Source organism: Pseudomonas sp. NY15435 (genome assembly GCF_048068295.1).
GTDB lineage: Bacteria > Pseudomonadota > Gammaproteobacteria > Pseudomonadales > Pseudomonadaceae > Pseudomonas.
Window position 1 is genome coordinate 34387 of the sequence record NZ_JBLUQA010000003.1, and the last position, 26253, is coordinate 60639.

At 63.8% G+C, this 26253-nt stretch carries 22 protein-coding genes and 1 pseudogene; 7 read left to right on the forward strand and 16 right to left on the reverse strand.

All coding sequences use genetic code 11. The features are described from left to right. Positions 1-10: 10 nt before the first annotated feature. Positions 11-709: a lipoprotein-releasing ABC transporter ATP-binding protein LolD gene (lolD, locus tag ACNFH5_RS07375; protein WP_017519266.1), complete on the reverse strand. Its 699-nt coding sequence runs from the start codon at positions 707-709 to the stop codon at positions 11-13. Beyond that, on the reverse strand, positions 702-1955 hold the full coding sequence (locus ACNFH5_RS07380; protein WP_416745000.1) for a lipoprotein-releasing ABC transporter permease subunit: 1254 nt from the start codon (positions 1953-1955) through the stop codon (positions 702-704). The genes lolD and ACNFH5_RS07380 overlap by 8 nt, the downstream gene beginning before the upstream one ends. 124 nt (positions 1956-2079) lie before the next feature. On the opposite strand from ACNFH5_RS07380, the gene ACNFH5_RS07385 reads away from it, so the two are divergent. The 3 genes from ACNFH5_RS07385 to ACNFH5_RS07395 are packed head-to-tail and all read left to right on the forward strand — an operon-like array spanning position 2080 to position 3706. Next, positions 2080-2655 carry a PilZ domain-containing protein gene (locus tag ACNFH5_RS07385; protein ID WP_416745001.1) on the forward strand — a complete coding sequence of 192 codons (576 nt, stop codon included), beginning with the start codon at positions 2080-2082 and terminating at the stop codon, positions 2653-2655. A gap of 14 nt (positions 2656-2669) precedes the next feature. Next, the gene (locus tag ACNFH5_RS07390; protein ID WP_416745002.1) at positions 2670-2987 is read left to right on the forward strand and encodes a phosphodiesterase; all 318 of its coding nucleotides are present in this window, start codon (positions 2670-2672) and stop codon (positions 2985-2987) included. Beyond that, on the forward strand, positions 2984-3706 hold the full coding sequence (locus ACNFH5_RS07395; RefSeq protein ID WP_416745003.1) for a glycerophosphodiester phosphodiesterase: 723 nt from the start codon (positions 2984-2986) through the stop codon (positions 3704-3706). The genes ACNFH5_RS07390 and ACNFH5_RS07395 overlap by 4 nt, the downstream gene beginning before the upstream one ends. A 42-nt stretch (positions 3707-3748) precedes the next feature. Here ACNFH5_RS07395 and sthA read toward each other — a convergent pair whose 3' ends face one another. The 4 genes and pseudogenes from sthA to ACNFH5_RS07415 form a co-directional block, all read right to left on the reverse strand. Further along, complete coding sequence (gene sthA / locus ACNFH5_RS07400) at positions 3749-5143, reverse strand: Si-specific NAD(P)(+) transhydrogenase (RefSeq protein WP_017519271.1); 1395 nt, start codon at positions 5141-5143, stop codon at positions 3749-3751. A gap of 210 nt (positions 5144-5353) precedes the next feature. Beyond that, positions 5354-6376: an FAD:protein FMN transferase gene (locus ACNFH5_RS07405; RefSeq protein ID WP_416745626.1), complete on the reverse strand. Its 1023-nt coding sequence runs from the start codon at positions 6374-6376 to the stop codon at positions 5354-5356. Positions 6377-6524: 148 nt separating this feature from the next. After that, positions 6525-7892 (reverse strand): annotated as a pseudogene (locus ACNFH5_RS07410) (amino acid permease); the annotation flags it as partial. A 108-nt stretch (positions 7893-8000) separates the two neighbouring features. After that, entirely contained in the window at positions 8001-9467 is a 1467-nt protein-coding gene (locus tag ACNFH5_RS07415; protein ID WP_416745004.1) for a glyceraldehyde-3-phosphate dehydrogenase, read from the reverse strand. Between the two features lie 140 nt (positions 9468-9607). On the opposite strand from ACNFH5_RS07415, the gene mfd reads away from it, so the two are divergent. Then, entirely contained in the window at positions 9608-13072 is a 3465-nt protein-coding gene (gene mfd, locus ACNFH5_RS07420; RefSeq protein WP_416745005.1) for a transcription-repair coupling factor, read from the forward strand. Positions 13073-13083: 11 nt separating this feature from the next. Next, positions 13084-13743: a CsiV family protein gene (locus ACNFH5_RS07425; RefSeq protein ID WP_416745006.1), complete on the forward strand. Its 660-nt coding sequence runs from the start codon at positions 13084-13086 to the stop codon at positions 13741-13743. Between the two features lie 117 nt (positions 13744-13860). Here ACNFH5_RS07425 and ACNFH5_RS07430 read toward each other — a convergent pair whose 3' ends face one another. The 4 genes from ACNFH5_RS07430 to ACNFH5_RS07445 form a co-directional block, all read right to left on the reverse strand. After that, positions 13861-14598: an S-methyl-5'-thioinosine phosphorylase gene (locus tag ACNFH5_RS07430; RefSeq protein WP_416745007.1), complete on the reverse strand. Its 738-nt coding sequence runs from the start codon at positions 14596-14598 to the stop codon at positions 13861-13863. A gap of 136 nt (positions 14599-14734) precedes the next feature. Beyond that, positions 14735-15733, reverse strand: a complete 999-nt coding sequence (nagZ, locus tag ACNFH5_RS07435) for a beta-N-acetylhexosaminidase (RefSeq protein ID WP_416745008.1) — start codon at positions 15731-15733, stop codon at positions 14735-14737. An 11-nt stretch (positions 15734-15744) separates the two neighbouring features. After that, positions 15745-16269 carry a L,D-transpeptidase family protein gene (locus ACNFH5_RS07440; protein WP_416745009.1) on the reverse strand — a complete coding sequence of 175 codons (525 nt, stop codon included), beginning with the start codon at positions 16267-16269 and terminating at the stop codon, positions 15745-15747. A gap of 56 nt (positions 16270-16325) precedes the next feature. Continuing rightward, entirely contained in the window at positions 16326-17042 is a 717-nt protein-coding gene (locus ACNFH5_RS07445) for a TetR family transcriptional regulator (protein ID WP_416745010.1), read from the reverse strand. Between the two features lie 266 nt (positions 17043-17308). Here ACNFH5_RS07445 and lexA point away from each other — a divergent pair, with 266 nt between their 5' ends. Then, positions 17309-17923, forward strand: a complete 615-nt coding sequence (gene lexA, locus ACNFH5_RS07450) for a transcriptional repressor LexA (protein WP_416745011.1) — start codon at positions 17309-17311, stop codon at positions 17921-17923. A gap of 12 nt (positions 17924-17935) precedes the next feature. Continuing rightward, positions 17936-18409 carry an SOS-induced cell division inhibitor SulA gene (gene sulA, locus ACNFH5_RS07455; protein ID WP_416745012.1) on the forward strand — a complete coding sequence of 158 codons (474 nt, stop codon included), beginning with the start codon at positions 17936-17938 and terminating at the stop codon, positions 18407-18409. 44 nt (positions 18410-18453) lie between these two features. On the opposite strand, the gene ACNFH5_RS07460 is transcribed toward sulA, so the two are convergent. The 6 genes from ACNFH5_RS07460 to fadB form a co-directional block, all read right to left on the reverse strand. After that, positions 18454-18693 (reverse strand): hypothetical protein, encoded by a 240-nt coding sequence (locus ACNFH5_RS07460; protein ID WP_045211682.1) that lies wholly within the window; start codon positions 18691-18693, stop codon positions 18454-18456. Between the two features lie 107 nt (positions 18694-18800). Continuing rightward, complete coding sequence (locus ACNFH5_RS07465) at positions 18801-19322, reverse strand: DUF6586 family protein (protein ID WP_416745013.1); 522 nt, start codon at positions 19320-19322, stop codon at positions 18801-18803. A 67-nt stretch (positions 19323-19389) separates the two neighbouring features. Further along, on the reverse strand, positions 19390-21996 hold the full coding sequence (topA, locus tag ACNFH5_RS07470) for a type I DNA topoisomerase (RefSeq protein WP_416745014.1): 2607 nt from the start codon (positions 21994-21996) through the stop codon (positions 19390-19392). Positions 21997-22088: 92 nt separating this feature from the next. Further along, entirely contained in the window at positions 22089-22352 is a 264-nt protein-coding gene (locus ACNFH5_RS07475) for a DUF1653 domain-containing protein (protein WP_416745015.1), read from the reverse strand. Positions 22353-22475: 123 nt separating this feature from the next. Then, positions 22476-23651, reverse strand: coding sequence for an acetyl-CoA C-acyltransferase FadA (gene fadA / locus ACNFH5_RS07480; RefSeq protein ID WP_081519444.1), 1176 nt, complete (start codon positions 23649-23651; stop codon positions 22476-22478). A gap of 30 nt (positions 23652-23681) precedes the next feature. Next, positions 23682-25829 carry a fatty acid oxidation complex subunit alpha FadB gene (fadB, locus tag ACNFH5_RS07485; RefSeq protein WP_416745016.1) on the reverse strand — a complete coding sequence of 716 codons (2148 nt, stop codon included), beginning with the start codon at positions 25827-25829 and terminating at the stop codon, positions 23682-23684. Positions 25830-26253: the final 424 nt, after the last annotated feature.

Below are 26253 nucleotides of genomic sequence, written 5' to 3' on the forward strand. Positions count from 1 at the left end.
CCGTTATCCCTCAGGCGGCGACCAGCCGGCCCTCCTCCAGGCGCAGCACACGGTCCATCTGCTGGGCGAGGTGAGTGTCGTGGGTCACTACCAGGAAGGCGGTGCGCAGGGATTGCGACAGCTCCAGCATCAGCTCCTGGATACCGTGGGCGGTGTGCTGGTCGAGGTTGCCGGTGGGTTCGTCGAGCAGCACCAGTTTCGGCGTATTCACCAGGGCGCGGGCAATGGCCACGCGCTGGCGCTCACCACCAGACAGCTCGGACGGCTTGTGGCTCAGGCGATGGCCCAGGCCCACACGCTCCAGCAGCGCGGTGGCACGCTGGCGCGCCTCAGGGATCGGCGTCTTGCCGATCAGCAACGGCATGCAGACGTTCTCCAGGGCGGTGAACTCCGGCAGAAGGTGGTGGAACTGGTAAACGAAGCCCAGCGCGCGGTTGCGCAGCAGGCCGCGCTGCTTCTCGTTCAGCGCCGACAGCTGCTCGCCGGCCAGCCAGACGCTGCCGGTGCTGGGTGTGTCGAGGCCGCCAAGCATGTTCAGCAGGGTACTCTTGCCCGAGCCGGAGCTGCCGACGATGGCGACGCGCTCACCGGGCAGCAGCTCCAACTGCACACCAGAGAGCACCTCGACCGACTGCGGGCCTTCCTCGTAGCGCTTGCCCAGATCGCGGCAGCTCAGGACGGCCTGGTCGTTGGGGGTCGGCTTACTCATAACGCAGGGCCTCCGCGGGCTGGGTGCGGGCCGCACGCCAGGCCGGATACAGGGTGGCGAAGAAACTCAGGATCAGCGCGGCGCTGCACACCAGGATCACGTCCTCGCTCATCAGTTGCGAGGGCAGGTAATCGATGAAGTAGACGTCCGCGTTGAGGAACTTGTGGCCTAGCAGGCGCTCCAGCAGGGCGATGGCGGAGCTGACGTTGAGCGCCGCGAGGACGCCCAGCACGCCGCCGATGAAGGTGCCGATCACACCGATCACCGTGCCCTGGACCATGAAGGTCGCCATGATCTGCCCCGGCGTGGCGCCCAGGGTACGCAGGATGGCGATGTCGGCCTTCTTGTCGGTGACGACCATGACCAGGGTGGAAATGATGTTGAACGCGGCGACCGCGACGATCAGCAATAACAAGAGGCCGATCATCGACTTCTCCATGCGGATGGCCTGGTACAGGTTGCCGTGGCTGCGGGTCCAGTCGCGGGCGAAGTAGTCATTGCCCTTCAGGGTGCGAGCGATTTCCCAGGCGGTGCGAGGCGCCTGGAACAGGTCGTCGAGCTTCAGGCGCAGGCCTTCGACCTGACCTTCCTTGAGGCGGCGCATGCGCGCGGCGTCGTCGATGTGGACCATGGCGACGTAACCGTCCAATTCGCCGGCGCCGACGTGGAACGTGCCGACCACGGTGAAGCGCTTCATGCGCGGGAACATGCCGGCCGGGGTTACCGAGACTTCCGGGGCGATGAAGGTGACCTTGTCGCCCAGCTTCACGCCGAGGTTCTTCGCCGCCTTGTCACCGATGATGATGCCAAACTCGCCGGGCTTGAGGCTCGAGAGCGAACCTTCCTGGAAGAACTGGTCGATGATCGAGACCTTGCTCTCCTCGTTCGGGTCCACGGCGTTGATCAGCACCTTCTGCACCGTGCCACCGGCGCTGAGCAGGCCCTGCATCTGGATGAAGGGCGCAACCTCCAGCACGTTCGGATGCTGGGTCTTGATCTGCCCGGCGATGCCCTGCCAGTCGGAGATGGGCTGGTACGACTCGACCGTAGCGTGGGGCACCATGCCCAGCACGCGGGTCCTCATCTCGTGGTCGAAGCCGTTCATGACCGAGAGCACCACGATCATCACCACCACGCCCAGCGCGAGGCCGATCATGGAAGTGAGCGAAATGAAGGAAACGAAATGGCTGCGACGTTTGGCGCGTGTGTAGCGCGTTCCGATGTAGACGGAAAGAGGTCTGAACATGTGGGGCCGATTGAGAAGATGAAGAGTGCGTCGAGCGTCAGTTCCATCTGGCGTGCGACTTCCGTGTGGCGAGGCTCGGCAGGCGGCTTTACACTCAGACCATCACTGCCGCCGTGGGTTCGCCATGTCCACTCCAGACGCGGATGACCGCCGCGAATACTATCGTATTGAAGACACGCTCGCATTGGAATTTCGCCCGCTGCGCGAGGACGAAATCCAGTCGCAAGAAGTGCTTCAGGATGATTCGGCGCTGTTCAATCTGCTCAGCGACCTGCACCTGACCGACTTCGAGTCGCAGCACCTGCTGCGCCATATCCACGAGCGCGACCGCCCACTGGCCAGCTACCTGAAGGTGATGAACAAGCGCATCGACCTGATCGCCCAGGCCCTGACCCAGAGCCTGCTCAGCGAGATCGGCCCGGCGCGCAAGGTCACCCTGTCCGAGGGCGGCATCAACTTCCGCGATGCTCGCGCGCTTCCCTTAGGCCAACCACTGGCGCTGAAGATCGTCCTGCTGCCCCACGGCCTGGGCCTGCTGCTGCGCGCCAAGGTCACCCATTGCCAGCAACAGAGCGAAGGCGACTACGAGATCGGTACCGAATTCGACATCCTGGGCGATACCCAGCGGCAACTGCTGGCCCGCCACATCCTCCAGCGCCAGGCATTGGAACGCCGGCAGGCCAAGGCCCGCGAAGAATGAACCCAGGAAAATCCATGCGCCATCTGCTGCTCCTGTTGAGCCTTGTCACCCCGCTGCCACTGCTGGCGGATACCATCGAGATACCCGTGGGCAGCCAGGGCGACCCACACATCGTGCTGCCGGCCCGTGGCGAGAGCCAGAAGGCCGTGCTGGAGCGCTTCGGCCTGCCGGACGAGGAACACCCGGCGGTGGGCAAGCCGCCCATCTCGCGCTGGGACTACCGCGAATTCAGCGTCTATTTCGAGAGCGGGGTGGTGGTCGATGCCGTCCGCCAGCACCGCTCGCAATATCTCAAGGACCTTTCACCCCAGACTCCCAAGGAGCCTCAGTGACTCTGATCTATGGCCATCGCGGCGCCAAAGGCGAAGCACCGGAAAACACCCTGAACAGCTTCCTGCGCTGCCTGGAACATGGCGTGAAGCGTTGCGAACTGGACCTGCACCTGTCCCGCGACGGCGAGCTGATGGTCATCCACGACCCGACGCTCAAGCGCACTACCGGGCGGCGCGGCAAGGTCTCCGAGCAACTGGCGGACGACCTGGTCACCATGGACGCCCGTGACGGCGGCCCGGGCTGGGTGCGCCCCTGCCCTATCCCGCGCCTGGCGGAGTTGTTCGAGCGCTGCGAGTTCGAGCACTGGCAGCTGGAAGTGAAAAGCGCATCGAAGGATCGTGCCAGCCGCACGGTGCAGGCGATCCACCAGTTGGTAGGCCGTTTCGGCCTGCGCGACCGGATCACCGTGACCTCGAGCTCACGCACTGTGCTGCGCGCACTGGAAGAACTGGCGCCGGACCTGTCTCGCGGGCTGGTGGCCGAATACGCCTGGCTCGACCCGCTGAAGGTCGCCGCGCACTACGGCTGTGATCTGCTGGCGCTGAACTGGATGCTGTGCACCCCGGAGCGCCTGCTGAAAGCGCAGAAACAGGGGCTGCATGTGTCGGTGTGGACGGTCAACGAGCCGGCGCTGATGCGCCGGCTCGCCGATTTTGGCGTGGATAGCCTGATCACAGACTTTCCCGGTTTGGCCACTGCCACGATCGGGAATCGCTGAGCAGGTTCCCCCCGACCGGCTCAGGCCGCCGGTCGGGGTATTTCAAAAAATCCGGTTCAGGCCGTCGAACGCCGCTACGCGGTAGGCTTCGGCCATGGTCGGATAGTTGAAGGTGGTGTTGACGAAGTACTTCAGGGTGTTCAACTCGCCCGGCTGGTTCATGATCGCCTGGCCGATGTGGACGATCTCCGAGGCCTGGTCGCCGAAGCAGTGCACACCGAGGATTTCCAGGGTGTCGCGGTGGAACAGGATCTTCAGCATGCCCACCGGCTCGTTGGAGATCTGCGCACGAGCCATGCCCTTGAAGAAGGCCTTGCCCACTTCGTAGGGGATCTTCGCTACGGTCAGCTCCTGCTCGTTCTTGCCGATCGAGCTGATCTCCGGGATGGTGTAGATGCCGGTCGGCACGTCATTCACGAAGCGCCAGCCATCGTGCTCGACGATGTTGCCGGCGGCCGAACGGCCCTGGTCGTAGGCAGCGCTGGCCAGGCTTGGCCAGCCGATCACGTCGCCCGCGGCGTAGATGTTCGAGACCGAGGTGCGGTAGTTCTCATCCGTCTCGATCTGACCACGGCTGTTGACCTTGATGCCGATGTTCTCCAGGCCCAGGCGGTCGGTGTTGCCGGTACGGCCGTTGCACCACAGCAGGGCGTCTGCCTTGATCTTCTTGCCCGACTTCAGGTGCAGGATCACCCCGTTGTCCAGGCCCTCGACGCGCTCGTAATCCTCGTTGTGACGGATCAGCACGTTGTTGTTGCGCAGGTGGTAGCTCAGCGCGTCGGAGATTTCGTCGTCGAGGAAGCTCAGCAATTGGTCGCGGGTGTCGATCAGGTCTACCAGCACGCCCAGGCCACTGAAGATCGAGGCGTACTCGCAGCCGATCACGCCGGCTCCGTAGATGATCAGGCGGCGCGGGGTGTGGCTCAGGGACAGGATGGTGTCGCTGTCGTAGACGCGCGGGTGGTTGAAGTTGATGTCCGAGGGGCGATACGGACGCGAGCCGGTGGCGATGACGAACTGGTCGGCCACCAGGCGCTCTACCGCGCCGCTGGGGGTGACGACTTCGACGGTGCGCTCATCGACGAAGCTGGCGGTGCCGTTGAACATGTCGATGCGATTGCGCGCGTAGTAGCCGGTGCGCGAGGAGACCTGCTTGGAGATCACCCGCTCGGCGCTTTTCAGCACGTCCGGGAAGGAGAACCAGCGCGGCTCGCCGATCTGGCGGAACATCGGGTTGGTGTTGAACTCGATGATCTGCTTCACCGAGTGACGCAGTGCCTTGGACGGGATGGTGCCCAGGTGCGTGCAGTTGCCGCCGACCACGCGACGGCTGTCCACCACCGCCAGCTTGCGCCCGTACTTGGAGGCGTTCATCGCCGCCCCCTCGCCTGCCGGGCCCGTGCCGAGAATCACCACGTCGTAGTTGTAGACAGCCATGCGTACTCCTTCAGAACAGGCCGGGGCGCCCGCGTGGCGCTCCCGGCGAAGCCCCGGCACCACATGCGCCGAGGCGGATCGAAATCATTGGCGCAGCTTAGCCCTGCGGCAAAAGGCTGCACATTAGCGGTTGGTCGGCAGGTAGGCGAATTTTGCCGCCACTACATGCATTGACCAACCTGCGGGCCGCCATAATGCCCGCCGAAGCTTTCATTCAGGCGACGGGAACAGCGCCTCGAAGCGCGTCGTCGCGCGGGTCACGAAGCCACCGCCCTGGCGCACGATGAAGAATGCCGCCAGCCCATTGCGCTCGGCAAAGGTATAGCCCTCCTCCGGTCCCAGCACCATCAGCACGGTCGACAGGCCGTCAGCACGCAAGGCCTGCGCCTCCGCCACGGTGACAGCCGCCAGCTCATGCCGCACTGGCGCGCCCGTGCGCGGATCGAAGGTGTGCGAATAGCGCTGCCCACCCTCCTCGAAATAGTTGCGGTAGTCGCCGGAGGTGGACAAGCCGATTCCGTCCAGCGCCACCGAGCGCTCTATCTGCCGCTCGCGCTCGCCGCTGGGCACCTCCAGAGCGATGCGCCAGGGTGTGCCATCGGGCTTGCGGCCCACTGCCTTAAGCTCCCCGGTGATCTCCACCAGGTAGTCCGTCAGGCCCAATTCGGCCAGGCGCGTGCTGACCTGATCCACCGCGTAACCGGCGACGATGCTGTCGAAGTCCAGCTGCGCGTCGACGTCCTTGCACAGCTGATCGCCGTCCAGATGCAGATGCTGATGGCCGACTCGGGCGCGTTCGCGCACCAGCGCGGCAGCGTCCGGGACCTTTTCAGTGCGCGACTGCGGACCGAAGCCCCAGAGGTTCATCAGCGGCTCGACGGTGAGGTCGAAGGCACCGTCGCTCTGCTGCGACAACTGCTCGCCATAGCGCCAGAGCTCGAGCATGTCCGCCGGCAACGCCATGCAGCCGTCAGCCGGCAGGGCGTTGAAGCGGGAAACCACGGAATCATCGCGGTAAGTGGAGAACTGCTCGTCCAGGCTCGCCAGGATCGTGTCGACTTCGGCCTTGAGCTTCGCTGCGTCCGGCGACTTGCCGGACGGCACGAACTGCACCGTGTAGCTGCTGCCCATGGTCGGCCCGCCGAAGCGCTCGACGGATTGCCCGCAGCCGCTCAGGGCTGCCAGAACCAGCACGATCAACAGGCCTGCACGGGACACGAATCTCTCCATCAGCCGCCGGGTGCGCGGCGCCGGGCATTCTACCGCAAGCACCCGGTGCCACTGTTTCCGCTCTGGCAAAGGTGCATTACCAAAAGAAAACGGGAGCCGAAGCTCCCGTTTCTCAATCGGCTCAGGCGTTGGCCTTGGCCGGGGTCTTGCGCTTGAACAGGTAGCACACACCCATCAGCACAACCCACACCGGGATCGCGTATACCGACACGTCGATGCCCGGGATCTGCAGCATGATACCGAGGATGAACACCACGAAGGCCAGGCACAGCCAGTTGCCGTAGGGGTACCACAGCGCGCGGAAGAACGGTTGCACGCCCTTGGCCACCATGGCCTTGCGGAACTTCATGTGGGCCAGGCTGATCATCGCCCAGTTGATCACCAGCGCGGCGACCACCAGGGACATCAGCAGCTCCAGCGCCTGGTGCGGGATCACGTAGTTGACCACCACGCAGGCCAGGGTAATGAAGGCCGACACACCGATGGCCAGCAGCGGTACACCACGGTCATCCACCTTGGCAAAGGCGCGCGGGGCGTCGCCCTGCTCGGCGAGGCCATAGAGCATGCGGCTGTTGCAGTACACGCAGCTGTTGTAGACCGACAGCGCGGCGGTGAGCACCACGAAGTTCAGGATATTGGCTGCGTACTCGCTACCCAGCAGCGAGAAGACCTTCACGAACGGGCTGCCGCTGTAGGGGTCGCCAGCGCTGTTGATGCTCTGCAGCAGGGCATCCCAGGGGTACAGCGAGAGCAGTACGGCCAGGGCACCGATATAGAAGATCAGGATCCGGTAGATGACCTGGTTGATCGCCTTGGGGATCACCTTCTTCGGCTCGGAAGCTTCGGCGGCAGTGATACCGACCAGTTCCAGGCCACCGAAAGAGAACATGATGATCGCCAGGACCATGATCAGCCCCTTCCACCCATTGGGGAAGAAGCCGCCGTGGGCCCACAGGTTGCTCACCGATGCCTGCGGGCCGCCGGTGCCGCTGACCAGCAGCCAGACACCGAGCAGGATCATGCCGATGATGGCGACGACCTTGATGATCGCGAACCAGAATTCGGTCTCGCCAAAGGCCTTCACGTTGAACAGGTTGATGGCGTTGATCAGGACGAAGAACACCGCTGCCGTCGCCCAGGTCGGGAAGTCCGGCCACCAGAACTGGATGTACTTGCCGACTGCGGTCAGCTCCGACATGCCCACCAGGATGTACAGCACCCAGTAGTTCCAGCCGGACATGAAGCCGGCAAAACCACCCCAGTACTTGTGCGCGAAGTGGCTGAAGGAACCGGCAACAGGCTCCTCGACGATCATCTCGCCCAGCTGGCGCATGATCAGGAAGGCGATGAAGCCGCCGATGGCGTAGCCGAGGATCATCGACGGGCCGGCGGATTGCAGGACGCCGGCAGAGCCCAGGAACAGGCCGGTACCGATGGCGCCGCCGAGGGCGATCAGCTGGATGTGGCGGTTCTTCAGACCACGCTTCAGCTCACCTTCATGCAGATGTTGTCCATCCATTTGAAGTCTTTCCAGGTTCAGGAATTGGCAGATTTTATTGATGATTATGGTGGAGCCAGTAACGAAAAACGGGAGCCCGAGAGCTCCCGTTTATCTAGACCGCCTGGATCAGCGCGGGAAAGCCGGCGGATTCACGCCAGCCATGTCTTCCATCACGCGGACGACCTGGCAGCTGTAGCCGAACTCGTTGTCGTACCACACGTAGAGGACGACGCGGTTGTCGTTGGCGATGGTCGCTTCCGCATCGACGACGCCCGCATGGCGGGAACCGACGAAGTCGGTGGAAACCACTTCCTGGGACGACACGAAGTCGATCTGCTTCTGCAGGTCCGAGTGCATGGCCATCTGGCGCAGGTACTCGTTGATCTCTTCGCGGTTGGTGGCCTTTTCCAGGTTCAGGTTCAGGATGGCCATGGAAACGTTCGGCGTCGGAACGCGGATCGCGTTGCCGGTCAGCTTGCCCTTGAGAACCGGCAGAGCCTTGGCGGCAGCAGTAGCGGCGCCAGTCTCGGTGATCACCATGTTCAGCGGCGCGGCGCGGCCACGACGGCTGCCCTTGTGGAAGTTGTCGATCAGGTTCTGGTCGTTGGTGAACGAGTGAACGGTTTCGACGTGGCCGTTGACGATGCCGTACTGGTCGTTGACAGCCTTCAGCACCGGCACGATGGCGTTGGTGGTGCAGGAAGCGGCCGAGACGATCTTGTCGTCAGCGGTGATGTCGCCATGGTTGATGCCATGTACGACGTTCTTCAGCGCGCCCTTGCCCGGAGCGGTCAGGATCACGCGGTCGATACCCGGGCACTTCAGGTGCTGGCCCAGGCCTTCGGCATCACGCCACTTGCCGGTGTTGTCGACCAGCAGGGCCTTCTTGATGCCGTACTGGGTGTAGTCGATCGACGCCGGGTCGTTGGAGTAGATCACCTGGATTAGGTTGCCGTTGGCGGTGATGGTGTTGTGTTCTTCGTCGATGGTGATGGTGCCATCGAACGGACCATGCACGGAGTCACGACGCAGCAGGCTGGCGCGCTTGACCAGGTCGTTCTCGGCGCCCTTGCGGACGACGATGGCGCGCAGGCGCAGGCCGTCGCCACCACCGGTCTTCTCGATGAGGATGCGGGCCAGCAGGCGGCCGATACGACCGAAACCGTACAGGACCACGTCGGTGCCTTCGCGGGCGCCGCCGTTCTGCTTGCCGACTACGTCGGCCAGCTCGTCCTTGGTGAACTGCTCGATGCTGCGACCGTTACCTTCGGTCTTGAACTTGGCAACCATCTTGCCCAGGTCCACCGAGGCGGCGCCCAGCTTGAGCTCGCTCATCGCCTTGAGGATCGGGAAAGTGTCGTGAACCGACAGCCCGCCTTCTTCGGCCAGGCGGTGACGGGCGAAACGGTGCGCTTTGAGGATCGCGATCACCGAACGGTTGATCAGGCCACGGCCGTAGATCGAGGTCACCACGTTGTTGTTACGGTACAGCTGACCGATCAGCGGAATCATGGCTTCCGCGAGGGCTTCACGATCGATCCACTCACCGAGACACTGGTCGGGCTTCTGGGTCACGGGCAATACCTTCCACATGTAGGAGAAGAAAAAAGGGGCTACATTATGACGGCGCGAACAATCGCCGGCAATCCGCAGCGGTCGTATGACTGACATCCGTCAATCGGGATAGTTACAATCCGACCGGTCAAATTCCTCGACCGGAGCCACGAACGCCCGTGTCCGTATTGCGCATACCTTCATTGCCGACCGCAGCCGGCAAACAATCCTGGGGCAACCTCCCCGGGGCCGCCCTCAGCCTGGCCATCGCCGAGGCCGCTGGGCCGGCAAAGCGTTTCACCCTGTTGCTGACCGCCGACAGCCAGAGCGCCGAGCGCCTGGAGCAGGAGCTGCGCTTCTTCGCGCCGGACCTGCCCGTGCTGCAGCTGCCGGACTGGGAAACCCTGCCCTACGACGTCTTCTCGCCGCACCAGGACATCATCTCCCAGCGCGTCGCTACCCTTTATCAATTGCCCGAACTGCGCCGTGGCGTGCTGGTAGTGCCCATCACCACAGCCCTGCACCGCCTGGCGCCGGCCAAGTTCCTGCTCGGCAGCAGCCTGGTGCTGGATGTCGGCCAGAAGCTCGACGTCGAGCAGATGCGCAGCCGCTTCGAGGCTGCCGGCTACCGCTGCGTGGACACCGTCTACGAACACGGCGAATTTGCCGTGCGCGGTGCACTGATCGACCTGTTTCCGATGGGCAGCGAATTACCCTACCGGATCGACCTGTTCGACGACGAAATCGAGACACTTCGCACCTTCGATCCGGAAACCCAGCGCTCCATCGACAAGGTCGACAGCATTCGCCTGCTGCCGGCGCGTGAGTTCCCGTTGCGCAAGGAAGCGGTGACCGGCTTCCGCGGCCGCTTCCGCGAGCGCTTCGACGTCGACTACCGCCGTTGCCCGATCTACCAGGACCTGGCCAGCGGCCTGACACCCGCCGGCATCGAGTACTACATCCCGCTGTTCTTCGAAGATGGCGAGACTTCGACGCTGTTCGACTACCTGCCGCAGGACACCCAGGTGTTCTCCCTGCCAGGTATCGAGAGCGCCGCCGAGCAGTTCTGGACCGACGTGCGCAACCGTTACGAAGACCGTCGCTACGATCCGGAACGCCCGCTATTGCCGCCAGGTGAAGTGTTCCTGCCGGTGGAGGACTGCTTCGCCCGCCTGAAGAACTGGCCGCGCGTGGTGGTCAGCCCCGAGCCGATCGAGACCGGCGTCGGCCGCGAGCGCTTCCCCGCCGAAGCGCTGCCCGAGCTGGCCATCGAGGCCAAGGCCAGCGAGCCGCTGGCGCGCCTGCGCCAGTTCATCGAGCAGTTCGACGGGCGCATTCTCTTCACCGCCGAATCCGCCGGTCGCCGCGAGGTGCTGCTGGAGCTGCTGGCGCGGCTTAAGCTGCGCCCGGTCGAGGTCGAGGGCTGGCCGGGCTTCCTGGCGCACAAGGACCGCCTGGCGATCACCATCGCACCGATGGACGAAGGCCTGCTGCTGGACGCCGACAAGGGCCAGCCGGGCATCGCCCTGGTAGCGGAAAGCCCGCTGTTCGGCCAGCGCGTCATGCAGCGCCGGCGCCGCGAGAAGACCCGCGACGGTGGCGAAAACGTCATCAAGAACCTCACCGAGTTGCGCGAAGGCGCACCGGTGGTGCACATCGACCACGGTGTCGGCCGCTACATGGGCCTGATCACCCTGGAAATCGACGGCCAGAATGCAGAATTCCTCGCCCTGGAATACGCCGACGAAGCCAAACTCTACGTGCCGGTGGCCAACCTTCACCTGATCGCGCGCTACACCGGCAGCGACGATGCCCTGGCACCGCTGCACAAGCTGGGCTCGGAAACCTGGCAGAAGGCCAAGCGCAAGGCCGCCGAACAGGTCCGCGACGTCGCTGCCGAGCTGCTCGACATCTACGCCCGCCGCGCCGCGCGCAAGGGTTACGCGTTCAAGGACCCGCAGGTCGACTACGCCACCTTCTCCGCCGGCTTCCCCTTCGAGGAAACCCCCGACCAGCAGACCGCCATCGAAGCGGTGGTCGCCGACATGCTCTCGGAAAAGCCGATGGACCGCCTGGTCTGCGGCGACGTGGGCTTCGGCAAGACCGAAGTGGCCATGCGCGCGGCCTTCGTCGCGGTGCACAGCGGCAAGCAGGTCGCCGTACTGGTACCGACCACCCTACTCGCCCAGCAGCACTACAACAGCTTCCGCGACCGCTTCGCCGATTGGCCGGTGACGGTCGAGGTGATGAGCCGCTTCAAGTCCGCCAAGGAAGTCGAAGGCGCCGTGGGGCAGCTCGCCGAGGGCAAGGTGGACATCGTCATCGGCACCCACAAGCTGCTGCAGGACGACGTCAAGTTCAAGAACCTTGGCCTGGTAATCATCGACGAAGAGCACCGCTTCGGCGTGCGCCAGAAGGAGCAGCTCAAGGCCCTGCGCAGTGAGGTGGACATCCTCACCCTCACCGCCACGCCGATTCCACGCACGCTCAACATGGCAGTGGCCGGTATGCGCGACCTGTCGATCATCGCCACGCCGCCAGCGCGACGTCTCTCCGTGCGCACCTTCGTCATGGAAGAGCAGAAATCGGTGATCAAGGAAGCCCTGCTGCGCGAACTGCTGCGCGGCGGCCAGGTTTACTTCCTGCATAACGAAGTGAAGACCATCGAGAAGTGCGCCCGCGACCTGGCCGAACTGGTCCCGGAAGCGCGCATCGGCATCGGCCACGGGCAGATGAACGAGCGCGATCTGGAACGGGTGATGAGCGACTTCTACCACAAGCGCTTCAACGTGCTGGTAGCCTCGACCATCATCGAGACCGGCATCGACGTGCCCAGCGCCAACACCATCCTCATCGAGCGCGCCGACAAGTTCGGCCTGGCCCAGCTGCACCAGCTGCGCGGACGCGTCGGCCGCAGCCACCACCAGGCCTACGCCTACCTGCTCACGCCGCCGCGCAAGCAGATGACGCCGGACGCCGAGAAGCGCCTGGAAGCCATCGCCAACGCCCAGGACCTCGGTGCCGGCTTCGTGCTGGCCACCCACGACCTGGAAATCCGCGGCGCCGGCGAGCTGCTCGGTGACGGCCAGAGCGGGCAGATCCAGGCGGTGGGCTTTACCCTCTACATGGAAATGCTCGAACGCGCGGTGAAGGCCATCCGCAAGGGCGAGCAACCGAACCTGGAGCAACCGCTGGGCGGCGGCCCGGACATCAACCTGCGCGTGCCGGCGCTGATCCCCGAGGATTACCTGCCGGACGTGCACGCCCGCCTGATCCTCTACAAGCGCATCGCCAACGCCGCCGACGAAGACGGCCTGCGCGAACTGCAGGTGGAAATGATCGACCGCTTCGGCCTGCTGCCGGACCCGGCGAAAAATCTGATCCGCCTGACGCTTCTCAAACTGCAGGCGGAAAAACTCGGGATCGTGAAGGTAGATGCCGGCCCGCAGGGAGGCCGGGTAGAATTCGCCGCCGATACCTGCGTCGACCCACTGGTACTGATCAAGATGATCCAGAGCCAGCCCAATCGGTACAAATTCGAAGGGGCCACCCTCTTCAAGTTCCAGGTGCCCATGGAGCGCCCGGAAGAACGGTTCAACACGCTGGAGGCGCTGCTTGAGCGCCTCACGCCACAGACTCACTAAGGACCCTGTGCATGCGCCTGTTCCAACCCTTGCTGCTGTCGCTGGCACTGCTGTCGCCAGCCGCCTTCGCCGAGCCTTACCAGGTGGAGCTGATCCTCTTCCAGCAGTCCGGCGACGCCGTGTTCGCCAGCCGCCCGGCGCCCGACGACTGGGCCAAGGGAGCACAACCGCCGGGCCCGGACAGCTCGCGCCCCACCGCGATGGACGCCCAGGTGGCCAAACTCAAGCAGAACGAAGGCTTCCAGGTCCTGATGCACAAGGCCTGGCGCCAGGAGATCGATGCCAACCCGGTGAAGATTTCCCTGAGCGAAGGCGAGAAGCATGACGGCCACTTCCCGGTGGAAGGCACCGTCACCCTCAGCCAGCAGCGCTTCGTGAACACCCAGACCGACTTCTGGATCAACCAGTTCGGCCAGGACGGTCTGCTCGCCGCCAGCCAGCACATGGTCCAGGAAGCCAGCCTGAAGAACAGCGTGCTGACCTACCTCGACCATCCGAGCCTGGGCATGCTGATCAAGGTGACCCCGCTCAACGCCAAGCCCGCCTCCGCCCCACCACCCGGCGTGGAAGACGAGGCGCCGACCGGCCCGGACGCGCCACAGCAGCCGGCGCCGGCCGCTCCGGCAGACGGCGGCTTCGACGCCCCGCCGCCGGCACAGCCCGCGCAATAATGAAAAAAGCCCGGCACTCGCCGGGCTTTTGTTTTTTGTAGGAGCGAGCTTGCTCGCGAACCTGCAAGGCACGGTGCCAGGCGGTTCGCGAGCAAGCTCGCTCCTACAAGTCCTCCATCAGCTCACCAGCACGCGCCCCAATACCTCGCGCACCTTGCCGATGCCTTCGTGCAGCGCCTGCTCGATCTCGGCCATGGTGATGATGCCGCTGGACTTGCCAGCTGCCGGGTTCACCACCAGCGACAGACAGGCATAAGGCAGGTCCAGCTCACGAGCCAGTGCGGCTTCGGGCATGCCGGTCATGCCGATGATGTCGCAACCATCGCGCTCCAGCTTGGCGACTTCCGCCACGGTTTCCAGACGTGGGCCCTGAGTCGCGGCATACACGCCATGGCTGCTGTACGCAAAGCCCAGCGCCTGCAGGGCGGCGATCAACTTGAGCCGAAGCGCCTCGTCATAGGGATGGCTGAAGTCAATGTGGGTGACATGCTCGATGTCACCGGCAAAATAGGTGTGCTCGCGGCCCCAGGTGTAATCGACGATCTGGTGCGGCACGCAGAGATGGCCGCTCCCCATGGCCGCGTGGATACCACCCACAGCGTTCACCGCCAGAATGGCTTCGGCGCCGGCCTGCTTCAGTGCCCAGAGGTTGGCGCGGTAGTTCACCTGGTGCGGCGGGAAGCGATGCGGATGGCCGTGACGGGCGAGGAACAGCACCTCGCGGCCGGCAAACTCGCCACGCTGGATGGCCGCCGAAGGCGCGCCGTAAGGCGTGTCCAGTTCGATGGCGTCCTTCAGGGTCAACCCTTCCAGCTGGGTCAGGCCAGTGCCGCCGATGATGGCGTAGACAGTCATGCTTCTATCCTCAATTTATTCCTGCAATCTCGCGAGCTAGCGCAGAACAAGGCGGAAGGCTGGATCGGACCACACATCAATGTGCAGCCCGAGCCAGCCTTCCAACGCCGTCATGCCGACGCGCGGCAGATTGCAATTAATCGATCAGTTGTGCGGCGCGCAACTCGCCGACGGCTTGTTGCCAGCGCGGCAGCTGCTTGTATTCGATGCCCGGCCAGGCTTTGGCGCGCATACGTTGCAGGCGCTGTGGCGCAGTGACCTTGAGGCGCTGCAGGGCGCTCAGGGCCAGTTCGGCGGAGGCGCGGTTGTTGCACACCAGGCCCATGTCGCAGCCAGCGCTCAGCGCGGCCTCGATGCGATTGGCGGCATCGCCGACCACGTGGGCGCCGGCCATGGACAGATCGTCACTGAAGATCACCCCGCCGAAGCCCAATTCTCCGCGCAGGATGTCCTGCAGCCAGCGGCGCGAGAAGCCTGCTGGGTTCGGGTCGACCCGCGGGTAGATCACATGGGCCGGCATCAACGCATCCAGTTCGCCGGACAGGCGCTGGAATGGGACCAGATCCACAGCCCGAATCTGCTCCAGCGTGCGCTCGTCCTCGGGAATCCCCACGTGGGAATCCACCTCCGCCCAACCGTGGCCGGGGAAGTGCTTGCCGGTGGAAGCCATGCCGGCAGCGCGCATGCCACGAATGAACGCACCCGCCAACGTAACGGCGCGCTCCGGGTTGCCTTCGAAAGCGCGGCTGCCGACCACGGCGCTGCGCTGGTGATCCAGGTCCAGTACCGGGGCGAAGCTCAGGTCGAGCCCAACCGCCAGCACTTCGGTTGCCATCAGCCAGCCGCACTGCTCGGCCAGTCGTTCGGCGTTGGCATTATCGGCAATGGCACGCATCGCCGGCAGGCGCAGGAAGCCCTGGCGCAGACGCTGCACGCGCCCCCCCTCCTGGTCTACGGCCAGAAGCAGGTCGGGGCGTACTGCGCGAATAGCCTCCATCAGCTCGCGCACCTGGCGCGGCGACTCGATGTTGCGGGCAAAGATGATCAGGCCACCGACTTCCGGGTGGCGCAGGATCTGACGGTCCTCGGCGGTCAGCCAGGTGCCGCCGATGTCGAGCATCAGGGAGCCTTGCATGTGCATTCCTTTCAATTCAGTTGCGCCGCCTGCCAGTCGGGACAGTCGGCCTCTTCGATTCTGACCCGGCAATGGAGCGGCACCCGCGGGAAGAGTTCCAGCAGGTCGTCATTGCGCAGGCGGATACAGCCGTGGGACAGCGGCATGCCCATGGGCTCGCAGTCGGGCGTGCCGTGCAGGTAGATGTAGCGACGGAAAGTATCGACCTCCCCCATCCGATTGCGCCCCGGTTCGCAGCCACTGAGCCACAAGATGCGCGTAAGTATCCAGTCGCGACCGGGAAAGGCCTCGTTAAGCTCGGCCGACCAGGTCTCGCCGGTCCAGCGTCGCCCCTTCAGGACCGCATCTTTGGGCAAGCCCTCGCCAATACGTGCACGGACCTGGTGCAAGCCGCGCGGCGTGCGGCCGGAGCCGTTGCGCTCTCCCGCGCCGTTGGCGGCGCTGGATACCGGAACACGCACGACAAGACGCCCCGCGGCAAAGCCGTAGAGCATCTGGTCAGCAAGGGAGATATGGAGAAGATCAAGATCAGCCATGGCCGGCTACTGTAGCCGATCGGGCCGGCGCAGCCCAGCGCGAAGCCGGGCCCGGATCAGACCTTGGCGGGAGCCTGTGCGGCGCTCGACTTGGTGCGCGGCTTGAGCTGGGCACCGGCCAGCGACGGATCGCTCACACCGCTATCGGCACGCATGCCGGCAGCAAGGAACGGCACCATCAGGCGCATCACCTGCTCGATGGAAGTGTTCACGCCGAAATCGTTCTCGGCCATGGCGCGCAGTGCCTTGATGCCGGACATGCTGAACACGGCGGTACCCAGCATGAAGTGCACGCGCCAGAACAGCTCCAGCGGCGGAAGGCGCGGCGCGGATTCATGCACCAGCAGCATGTAGCGGCGGAACACCTTGCCGTAGACCTCTTCGAGGTACTTGCGCAGATGGCCCTGGCTCTGGCTGAAGGCCAGACCCAGCAGGCGCATGAAGATCGACAGGTCGTTGCCGCTACGAGGCTTCACCGCCATGGCCTGGACCACGAGCAGTTCCAGCAGCTCTTCCAGGGTAGCGCGCGGCGCATCGGACTTGGCCTGGCGGCGATCCAGTTCCTTTTCAAGGCTGGCGCAGAACGGGCCGAGGAAGCGCGAGAAGACTGCCTGGATCAACGCCTTCTTCGAGCCGAAGTGATAGTTCACCGCCGCGAGGTTCACCCCCGCCTTGCTGGTGATCAGACGCAAAGAAGTTTCGGCGAAGCCTTTCTCCGCGAACAACTGTTCCGCAGCATCCAGGATGCGTTCGACGGTTTCCGACTGGGCCATGGCTACTCCGCCTGACAAACACTTGTTTGAAACATACGTTTCAGCGTCTTGTATTGTCAAGCAAAGTGCGATGGATTGTTACCAATATCATGGCAATGCGACGAGACACCGTACTTATCCTAAATAAGAAGACAGCAAGACGCTTGCCAAAGACCAAAGGTTACATGCACGAACGTTCCACTGACAGCCGCGGCCAATAAAAGCATTGCCAGCCCGCCATCACTGTATATAATCCCAGGCACTGTATAAAAAGCCAGAGTATGGACATGCTGAAGCTCACGCCGCGCCAAGCCGAGATCCTCGCCTTCATCAAACGCTGCCTGGAAGCCAACGGCTACCCGCCCACCCGCGCGGAAATCGCCCAGGAGCTCGGCTTCAAGTCGCCCAATGCTGCCGAGGAGCACCTGAAGGCCCTCGCCCGCAAAGGCGCCATCGAAATGACCCCGGGCGCCTCCCGTGGCATTCGCATCCCCGGCTTCGAGCCCAAGACTGCCGCCAACGACGACGAATTGCCGATCATCGGCCGCGTCGCCGCTGGCGCGCCGATCCTCGCCGAGCAGAACGTCGACGACACCTGTCGGATCAACCCCACCTTCTTCAACCCGCCGGCCGACTATCTGCTGCGTGTGCGCGGCCAGAGCATGAAGGACGTCGGCATCATGGATGGCGACCTGCTCGCCGTGCATGTCACCCGCGAGGCGCGTAACGGCCAGATCGTGGTTGCCCGCCTGGGTGAAGAGGTAACGGTGAAGCGCTTCAAGCGCGAAGGCAGCAAGGTCTGGCTGCTTGCCGAGAACCCGGAGTTCGCCCCCATCGAGGTCGATCTCAAGGAACAGGAACTGGTCATCGAAGGCTTGAGCGTCGGCGTGATCCGTCGCTAACAGGAGACATCCATGCAGTACCCGCAGCCGCAGAACCTGCCGCAACTCCCGCTGTTCCAGGAAGCACTCTGGGCAAGCGGTACTGCTCCCCTGCTCCCAGAGCTGATGGAAGAAGAGCCCATCGCCGATGAAAGCGCCTTCAGCGAAATTGCCCTGCGCGGCCTCCCCGGCCAATGCCTGATGTTACTGGCGCCGATGCTCCGCGAACTGAGCGAGGAAAGTGACTCGCGCTGGCTGACCCTGATCGCCCCGCCGTCCAGCCTGACGCCGGACTGGCTGCGCAAGGCCGGCCTGAACCGCCAGGGCATCCTGCTGCTACCGGCCCGCGACCAGGCCGCAGCGCATGCGCTGGCCTGCGAAGCGCTGCGCCTGGGCAACAGCCACACCGTGGTGAGCTGGCTGAACCTCAGCGCGAAAGCGCGCACGCAACTGTCCCGCGCTGCCGTCGCCGGCCAGGCGCAGAGCCTGAATATTCGTCTGGGTTGATTGGAGCGAGAAGCTTCGCCGCGAACGCGGCGAAGCGGAAGAACTCAGTGCAGGACGCGAGGGCCTTCGTCGTCCATGCTCATGTCGCCACCTTCGGCGAGACGACCAGCCATCTGTACACCGACATTGAACATCGCCTTGGCGATCTCGATGTGTTGGCCCTGCAGGAAGCCCTTGGCATCGGCAGAGAACTCCAGGGTCACCAGCGCCTCCTCCTCGTCCGCACGACGCAGCACAATGCGCCCGTCAGGCAGCTCGACAATTTCCAGAAATGAGGTTGGCATAGCGACGTTCTCCACAGCAGAACGCGTAGTGTAACAGCCACATTCGCTACACCCTAGCCAAAGCTTGCGCGGACCGACCGGAAGGCCGGCACGCCGTGAGGCAGGGATCAGAGCTCGGTGAGCGATGCGCGGAAGCGCAGCACCAGATCCTTCAAGGATTTTCGCCAGGCTTCCAGCTCGTCATTGCCCAGCTCGACCGGAGGCTGGTCGTCGACATTCACCGCCTGGATCAGCGGCTGAGTGGGATCGACCTTGGCTTTCTTCGGCTCGCTCGGCGGCTGGAACAGCTCGGCATAGGCAGCCAACAGGCGGCCCAGCCAGGCTTCCGGCGCTTGCGCCAGTTCGACCATTTCCGCCAGCTCCGGGCTCGGAGCGGCAGCCAGCACCTGGGCGTTCAGCAGCATATCGACGCGCGGCGCACCGGCCTGGGGCAGGCGGTAGTAGCCGGCGATTTCATGGGCCACGCCCAGCACCGCTCCGTAGAGATGGAACAGCGCCGCTTCGCGCTCGGCCTGGATACGCGCCTGGGCGTTCATCGCGCGCGCGGCTTCAGCGCTGCGCCAGGCTTCCAGGGCCAGGCCGGCGAAGAACAGTTTCTGGTTGGTGCGGGTATAGAGTTCGTTCGCCATGACCGGGCCCTCTGCAGTCGACTTCGGCAGTATAAGCACGCCCCGCCTCAGCGGGGCGCGCCTTCCATCAGCGCTTGTCTTCGACCTTCCACTTGCCGCCGTCGAAGAACGCACGCCAGCCGGTGGGCTTGCCGTCGACCTCGGACTGCACGTACTGCTCCTTGGTCTTGCGGCTGAAGCGGATCACCGCCGGGCGGCCATCCGGGTCTTTCGCCGGAGCGGAGAGCAGGAAGTGGTACTTCGGATCCAGTTCTTCCTTGTGCGGCACCAGCTCGGCAACCAGCGGAGCACGGGTCTCGCGGTTCTTCGGGAACTGGCTGGCGGCCAGGAACAGGCCGGAAGCACCGTCACGCAGTACGTAGATATCGTCCACCTTCTCGCACTTGAGTTCCGGCATGCGGATGGCGTCCATCTTCGGCGGCGCGGGCTCGCCGCTCTTCAGCAGCTTGCGGGTGTTCTTGCAGGTCGGGTTGGTGCAACCGAAGAACTTGCCGAAGCGGCCGGTCTTGAGCTGCATCTCACTGCCGCACTTATCGCATTCCAGGCTCGGGCCTTCGTAGCCCTTGATGCGGTACTGGCCTTCCTCGATCTCGTAGCCGGCGCAATCGGGGTTGTTGCCGCAGATGTGCAGTTTACGTTTTTCGTCGACCAGATACGCATCCATGGCGGTGCTGCAGATCGGGCAACGATGCTTGCCGCGCAATACGCGGGATTCGGACTCGCCCTCGTCATCCGCGGCGATTTCGTCGCCCGGAATCAGGTTCACGGTCGCCTTGCAGCGCTCTTTGGGTGGCAGGCTGTAGCCCGAGCAGCCGAGGAACACGCCGGTGGACGCGGTACGGATCATCATCGGCCGGCCGCACTCGCGGCAGGGGATGTCGGTCAGGGTCGGCTGGTTGGCGCGCATGCCATCGTTGGAGGCTTCGGCCAGGTCGAGCTTCTTGCGGAAGTCGCCGTAGAACTCGTCCAGCACGTTTTTCCAGTCGCGCTCACCCTGAGCCACGTCATCGAGGTTCTCTTCCATGCCGGCGGTGAAGCCGTAGTCCATGAGGTTGGAGAAGCTCTCGTTGAGGCGGTCGGTGACGATGTCGCCCATTTTCTCCGCGTAGAAGCGGCGGTTGTGGGTGGTGACGTAGCCGCGCTCCTGGATGGTGGAGATGATCGCCGCGTAGGTGGACGGACGGCCGATGCCGCGCTTTTCCAGTTCCTTGACCAGGCTGGCTTCGGAGAAGCGCGCCGGCGGCTTGGTGAAGTGCTGGCTCGGATCGAGCTTGAGCAGCTTCATGGCATCGCCCTGGTTCATTTCCGGCAGGACATCGTCCTCGCCCGGCTTGCTCTGCTGCGGCAGCACCTTGGTGTAGCCGTCGAACTTGAGGATACGGCCCTTGGCGCGCAGCTCGAAGTCACCGGCAGCGGCGCTGACGGTGGTGGACAGGTACTCGGCCGGCGGCATCTGGCAGGCCACGAACTGGCGCCAGATCAGGTCGTACAGGCGCTCGGCGTCGCGCTCCATGCCCGACAGCTGGGTCGGACGCAGGTTGACGTCGGAAGGACGAATCGCTTCGTGCGCTTCCTGGGCGCCTTCCTTGCTGGAGTAGAAGTTAGGCTTGGCCGGCAGGTATTTCTTGCCGAACTCGCTGTCGATGAAGCCGCGCACCATGTCGATGGCATCGGCCGACAGGTTGGTCGAGTCGGTACGCATATAGGTGATGTAGCCGGCTTCGTAGAGACGCTGGGCCATCATCATGGTCTTCTTCACCCCGAAGCCCAGGCGGTTGCTCGCAGCCTGCTGCAGGGTGGAGGTGATGAACGGCGCCGAGGGCTTGCTGGAAGTCGGCTTGTCTTCGCGCTTGGCAATGCTGTAGCTGGAGGCCTTGAGCTTCTCCAGGGCAGCAGTGGCCTGGGCTTCGTTCAGCGGCTTGAAGGCTTCGCCCTTCTCGCGCACGACTTCGAAGCGGACCTTGTCGTTTTTCGGCGTGCCGAGGTCGGCGTGCACTTCCCAGTACTCTTCCGGGACGAAGGCGCGGATCTCGCGCTCACGCTCGACCACCAGTTTCACGGCAACGGATTGCACGCGGCCAGCGGACAGGCCGCGGGCGATCTTGGCCCACAGCAGCGGCGAGACCATGTAGCCCACCACGCGATCGAGGAAGCGGCGCGCCTGTTGGGCATTCACGCGGTTGATATCCAGCTCGCCGGGCTGGGAGAAGGCCTCCTGGATGGCCTTCTTGGTAATTTCGTTGAAGACCACGCGCTTGTAGCGCGAGTCGTCGCCGCCGATGGCCTCGCGCAGGTGCCAGGCAATGGCCTCCCCTTCGCGGTCCAAGTCGGTTGCGAGATAGATGGTGTCGGCATCCTTGGCCAGACGGCGCAGTTCCTCGATCACCTTTTCCTTGCCGGGCAGGATCTCGTACTTGGCCTTCCAGCCGTGCTCCGGGTCGACACCCATGCGGGTGACGAGCTGGCGCTTGGCCTTTTCCTTGGGCGACAGGGCCGGCGCTTCCGAAGCGGTCTTGCGCGCTTTCGCCGCAGGCTCCTTCGACGCAGACGAGCCACTGGTGGGCAGGTCGCGGATGTGGCCGATGCTCGACTTCACCACGTACTGGTTGCCCAGGTACTTGTTGATGGTCTTGGCCTTGGCCGGTGATTCCACGATGACCAGCGATTTACCCATGGATCGGAAGATTCCTGCGTCGAAAAGATGAATTTATAAGGAGGGAGGAGCTAGGAGCGGCACCGCTATATATAGTGGCGGTCGCGCCAAGGTCAAGCTTGGGTTTCGCCGGACGGACCAGTCGAAAGACCCAACGGATCGTTCTCGGCGCTCACCAGAGCAAAGCGCGGAAGCCGTTCTCCGTTCACTTCCACCGCTTCGGTAAACATGCTCAGCGGGCGCACCCAGAGACCGAATTCGCCGTACAGCGCCTGGTAGATCACCAGCTCTTCCTCGGTCTCCGAATGCCGGGCGACACCGAGCACGCGGTACTGCTGTCCCTTGTAATGTCGATACAGTCCGGGCTGCAAGTGCATGTCGGTTCCCCCTCGGCCGGCCAAAAGGCGGCGATTGTGCTGATTGCGCGGCCGCCGGGCAATCCCCACCTGACAAAAACGAAAGCCGGGGCACAAGGCCCCGGCTCTCCCATCGACGAAAGCTTAGACGCGTTCGAAGACGGTGGTGATGCCCTGACCGAGGCCCACGCACATGGTGGACACGCCCAGGGTGCCACTGTTCTGCTTCATCACGTTCAGCAGGGTGCCGGAGATACGAGCACCGGAGCAGCCGAACGGGTGACCCAGGGCGATGGCGCCGCCGTGCAGGTTGACCTTCTCTTCCATCTTGTCGAGGATCTTGAGGTCCTTCAGCACCGGCAGGGCCTGTGCGGCGAAGGCTTCGTTGAGCTCGAAGAAGTCGATGTCGTTGATGGTCAGGCCGGCGCGCTTGAGCGCCTTGTTGGTCGACGGAACCGGGCCGTAGCCCATGATCGCCGGATCAACGCCTGCCACGGCCATGGCACGAACCACGGCCATCGGCTGCACGCCGAGGTCCTGGGCGCGCTGGGCGCTCATGACGATCATGCAGGAAGCGCCGTCGGTGATCTGCGAGGAAGTACCCGCGGTCACGGTGCCACCTTTCGGGTTGAACGCCGGCTTCAGGGCCGCCAGGCTTTCCAGGGTGGTTTCCGGACGGATGGTTTCGTCGAAGTCGAAGACCTTCAGGAAGCCGTTCTCGTCGTAGCCTTCCATCGGGATGATTTCGTCTTTGAACTTGCCTTCCTGGGTCGCTTTCCAGGCCAGCTGGTGCGAACGCACGCCGAACTTGTCCTGCGCCTCGCGGGTGATGCCGTGCATCTTGCCCAGCATCTCTGCGGTCAGGCCCATCATGCCCGACGCCTTGGCAGCGTACAGGGACATGTGCGGGTTCGGGTCGACGCCGTGCATCATGCCGACGTGGCCCATGTGCTCCACACCGCCGATGACGAAGACGTCACCGTTGCCGGTCTGGATCGCCTGCACGGCAGTGTGCAGGGCGCTCATGGACGAACCGCAGAGGCGGCTGACGGTCTGGCCGGCGCTGGTGTGCGGGATCTGGGTCATCAGCGACGCCATGCGCGCGATGTTCCAGCCCTGCTCCAGGGTCTGGTTCACGCAGCCCCAGATCACGTCCTCGACTTCCGCCGGGTCGATCTTCGGGTTGCGCTCCAGGAGCTTGCTGATCAGGTGCGCGGACATGTTCTCCGCGCGGGTGTTGCGGTGCATGCCACCCTTCGAACGGCCCATCGGGGTGCGGCCGAAGTCGACAATGACGGCGTCTCTCGGATTCAGGCTCATAAATTCACTCTCGCTCTATTCGTTGCGCACTCAACCGAAGAACTTCTGGCCGTTCTTGGCCATTTCACGCAGCTTCGCGGTCGGGTGGTACAGCGCACCCAGGTCGGCGTACTTGTCGGCCAGTGCGACGAATTCGGCCACACCGATGGAGTCGATGTAACGCAGGGCACCGCCACGGAAGGGAGGGAAGCCGATGCCGTAGATCAGGCCCATGTCGGCCTCGGCAGCGGTCTCGACGATGCCGTCTTCCAGGCAGCGCACGGTTTCCAGGCACAGCGGGATCATCATGAAGTTGATGATGTCCTCGTCGCTCAGCTCGCGCTGCTCGGTGACGATGGACTTCAGCAGCTCATAAGCCTGCGGATCGGTGACTTTCTTCGGCTTGCCGCGCTTGTCGGTCTCGTAGGCGTAGAAGCCCTTGCCGTTCTTCTGGCCCAGGCGATTGGCGTCGTACATTACGTCAACGGCAGTCTTGCCTTCCACGGCCATGCGGTCCGGGAAGCCTTCAGCCATCACGTCGCGGCCGTGGTGGCCGGTGTCGATGCCGACCACGTCGGACAGATAGGCCGGGCCCATGGGCCAGCCGAACTTCTCCATGATCTTGTCGATGCGCACGAAGTCCACGCCGAAGCCCAGCAGCTTGGAGAAGCCGCCGAAGTACGGGAACAGCACGCGGTTGACCAGGAAGCCGGGGCAGTCATTCACCACGATGGGGTTCTTGCCCATCTTCTTGGCATAGGCCACGGTGGTGGCGACGGCGACGTCGCTGGACTTCTCGCCACGGATGACTTCGACCAGGGGCATCATGTGCACCGGGTTGAAGAAGTGCATGCCGACGAAGTTTTCCGGACGCTTGAGCGCCTTGGCCAGCAGGTTGATGGAGATGGTGGAGGTGTTGGACGCGAGAACCGCATCTTCCTTCACGACGCCTTCAACTTCGGCCAGAACGATCTGCTTGACCTTCGGGTTCTCGACCACGGCTTCGACGACAATGTCGACGTTGCCGAAGTCGCCGTAGGACATGGTCGGGCGAATGGCGTTCAGGGCCTCGGCCATCTTGGCCGGGGTCATGCGGCCTTTTTCGACGCGCTTGCCCAGCAGCTTCGAGGCCTCGTTCAGGCCCATCTGGATACCCTCTTCGCGGATATCCTTCATCAGGATCGGAGTGCCCTTGGAGGCAGACTGATAGGCGATGCCGCCACCCATGATGCCGGCGCCCAGTACGGCAGCCAGTTTCACGTCCTTGGCGATCTCGTCGTACTGCTTGGCCTTCTTCTTCAGGTCCTGGTCGTTCAGGAACAGGCCGATCAGGCTCTGCGCAACCGAGGTCTTGGCCAGTTTCACGAAGCCCTGGGCTTCGATTTCCAGCGCTTTGTCACGACCGAAGTTGGCGGCTTTCTGGATCGACTTGATCGCCTCGACCGGAGCCGGGTAGTTCGGGCCGGCCTGGCCAGCAACGAAGCCCTTGGCGGTTTCGAAGGCCATCATCTGCTCGATGGCATTCAGCTTGAGCTTTTCCAGCTTCGGCTGACGGCGGGCCTTGTGATCCAGCTCGCCGGCAATGGCGCGCTTGACCAGGTCCAGGGCAGCAGCTTGCAACTGCTCCGGGGCCACGACGGCGTCGACGGCGCCGACTTTCAGCGCGTCTTCGGCACGGTTTTCCTTGCCCGAGGCGATCCACTCGACTGCGTTGTCGCAACCGATGATGCGCGGCAGGCGCACGGTGCCGCCGAAGCCCGGGTAGATGCCCAGCTTCACTTCCGGCAGGCCGACCTTGGCGGTGGCGCTCATGACACGGAAGTCGGCAGCCAGGCACATTTCCAGACCGCCGCCCAGGGCGATGCCGTTGATCGCGGCTACGGTCGGGACGTTGAGGTCTTCGAAGTCGCTGAAGATCTTGTTGGCTTCGAGGTTGCCGGCCAGCAGCTCTTCGTCAGGCAGCTTGAAGTTGTCGACGAACTCGGTGATGTCGGCGCCGACGATGAACACGCCCTTGCCGCTGGTCACGATCACGCCCTTGACGGACGCATCGGCCTTGATGGTATCGACTGCTTGGCGCAGTTCATTCAGGGTGAGTCGATTGAACTTGTTGACGGACTCGCCCTTGAGGTCGAAATTCAGTTCGACGATGCCGCTCTCAAGAGCCTTAACCGTGATGGCTTTACCTTGGTAAATCATCAACTGATCTCCACGCTAGGGAAGCTTGAAATCACGCGTCGGACACCGTGTATCGGGACCGTTCGGCAGTGCCGAGGTTAGTCCCAAAGCTTGCGGCACACCCGCCGACGCGATAGCCGGGGCGTTCTGTCCGAGTCGTTGCACGTGGCAAACGCTCGATTCATACGCCCGTTTGATTTGGGTGCGCCCACCTTCTAGCAAAAGCCAATGCTTGTCAATCGGCGAGACGTAACAGTCGCAAAGCGGCCAGGGCGTCTGGGCCGGAGCATTCAGCGCAACCCTGACAAGCTATTCACCACGCCTATCGTGACAATTGCTACCTGGCACCGACGTCCCGACAGCCACTGTTCAAACCCCATGGCCCGCGCTAGAGTCGGGCGCAATGGCGATCTGCCTTCTGCCAATGCCGGCGGACGCCTGGAAC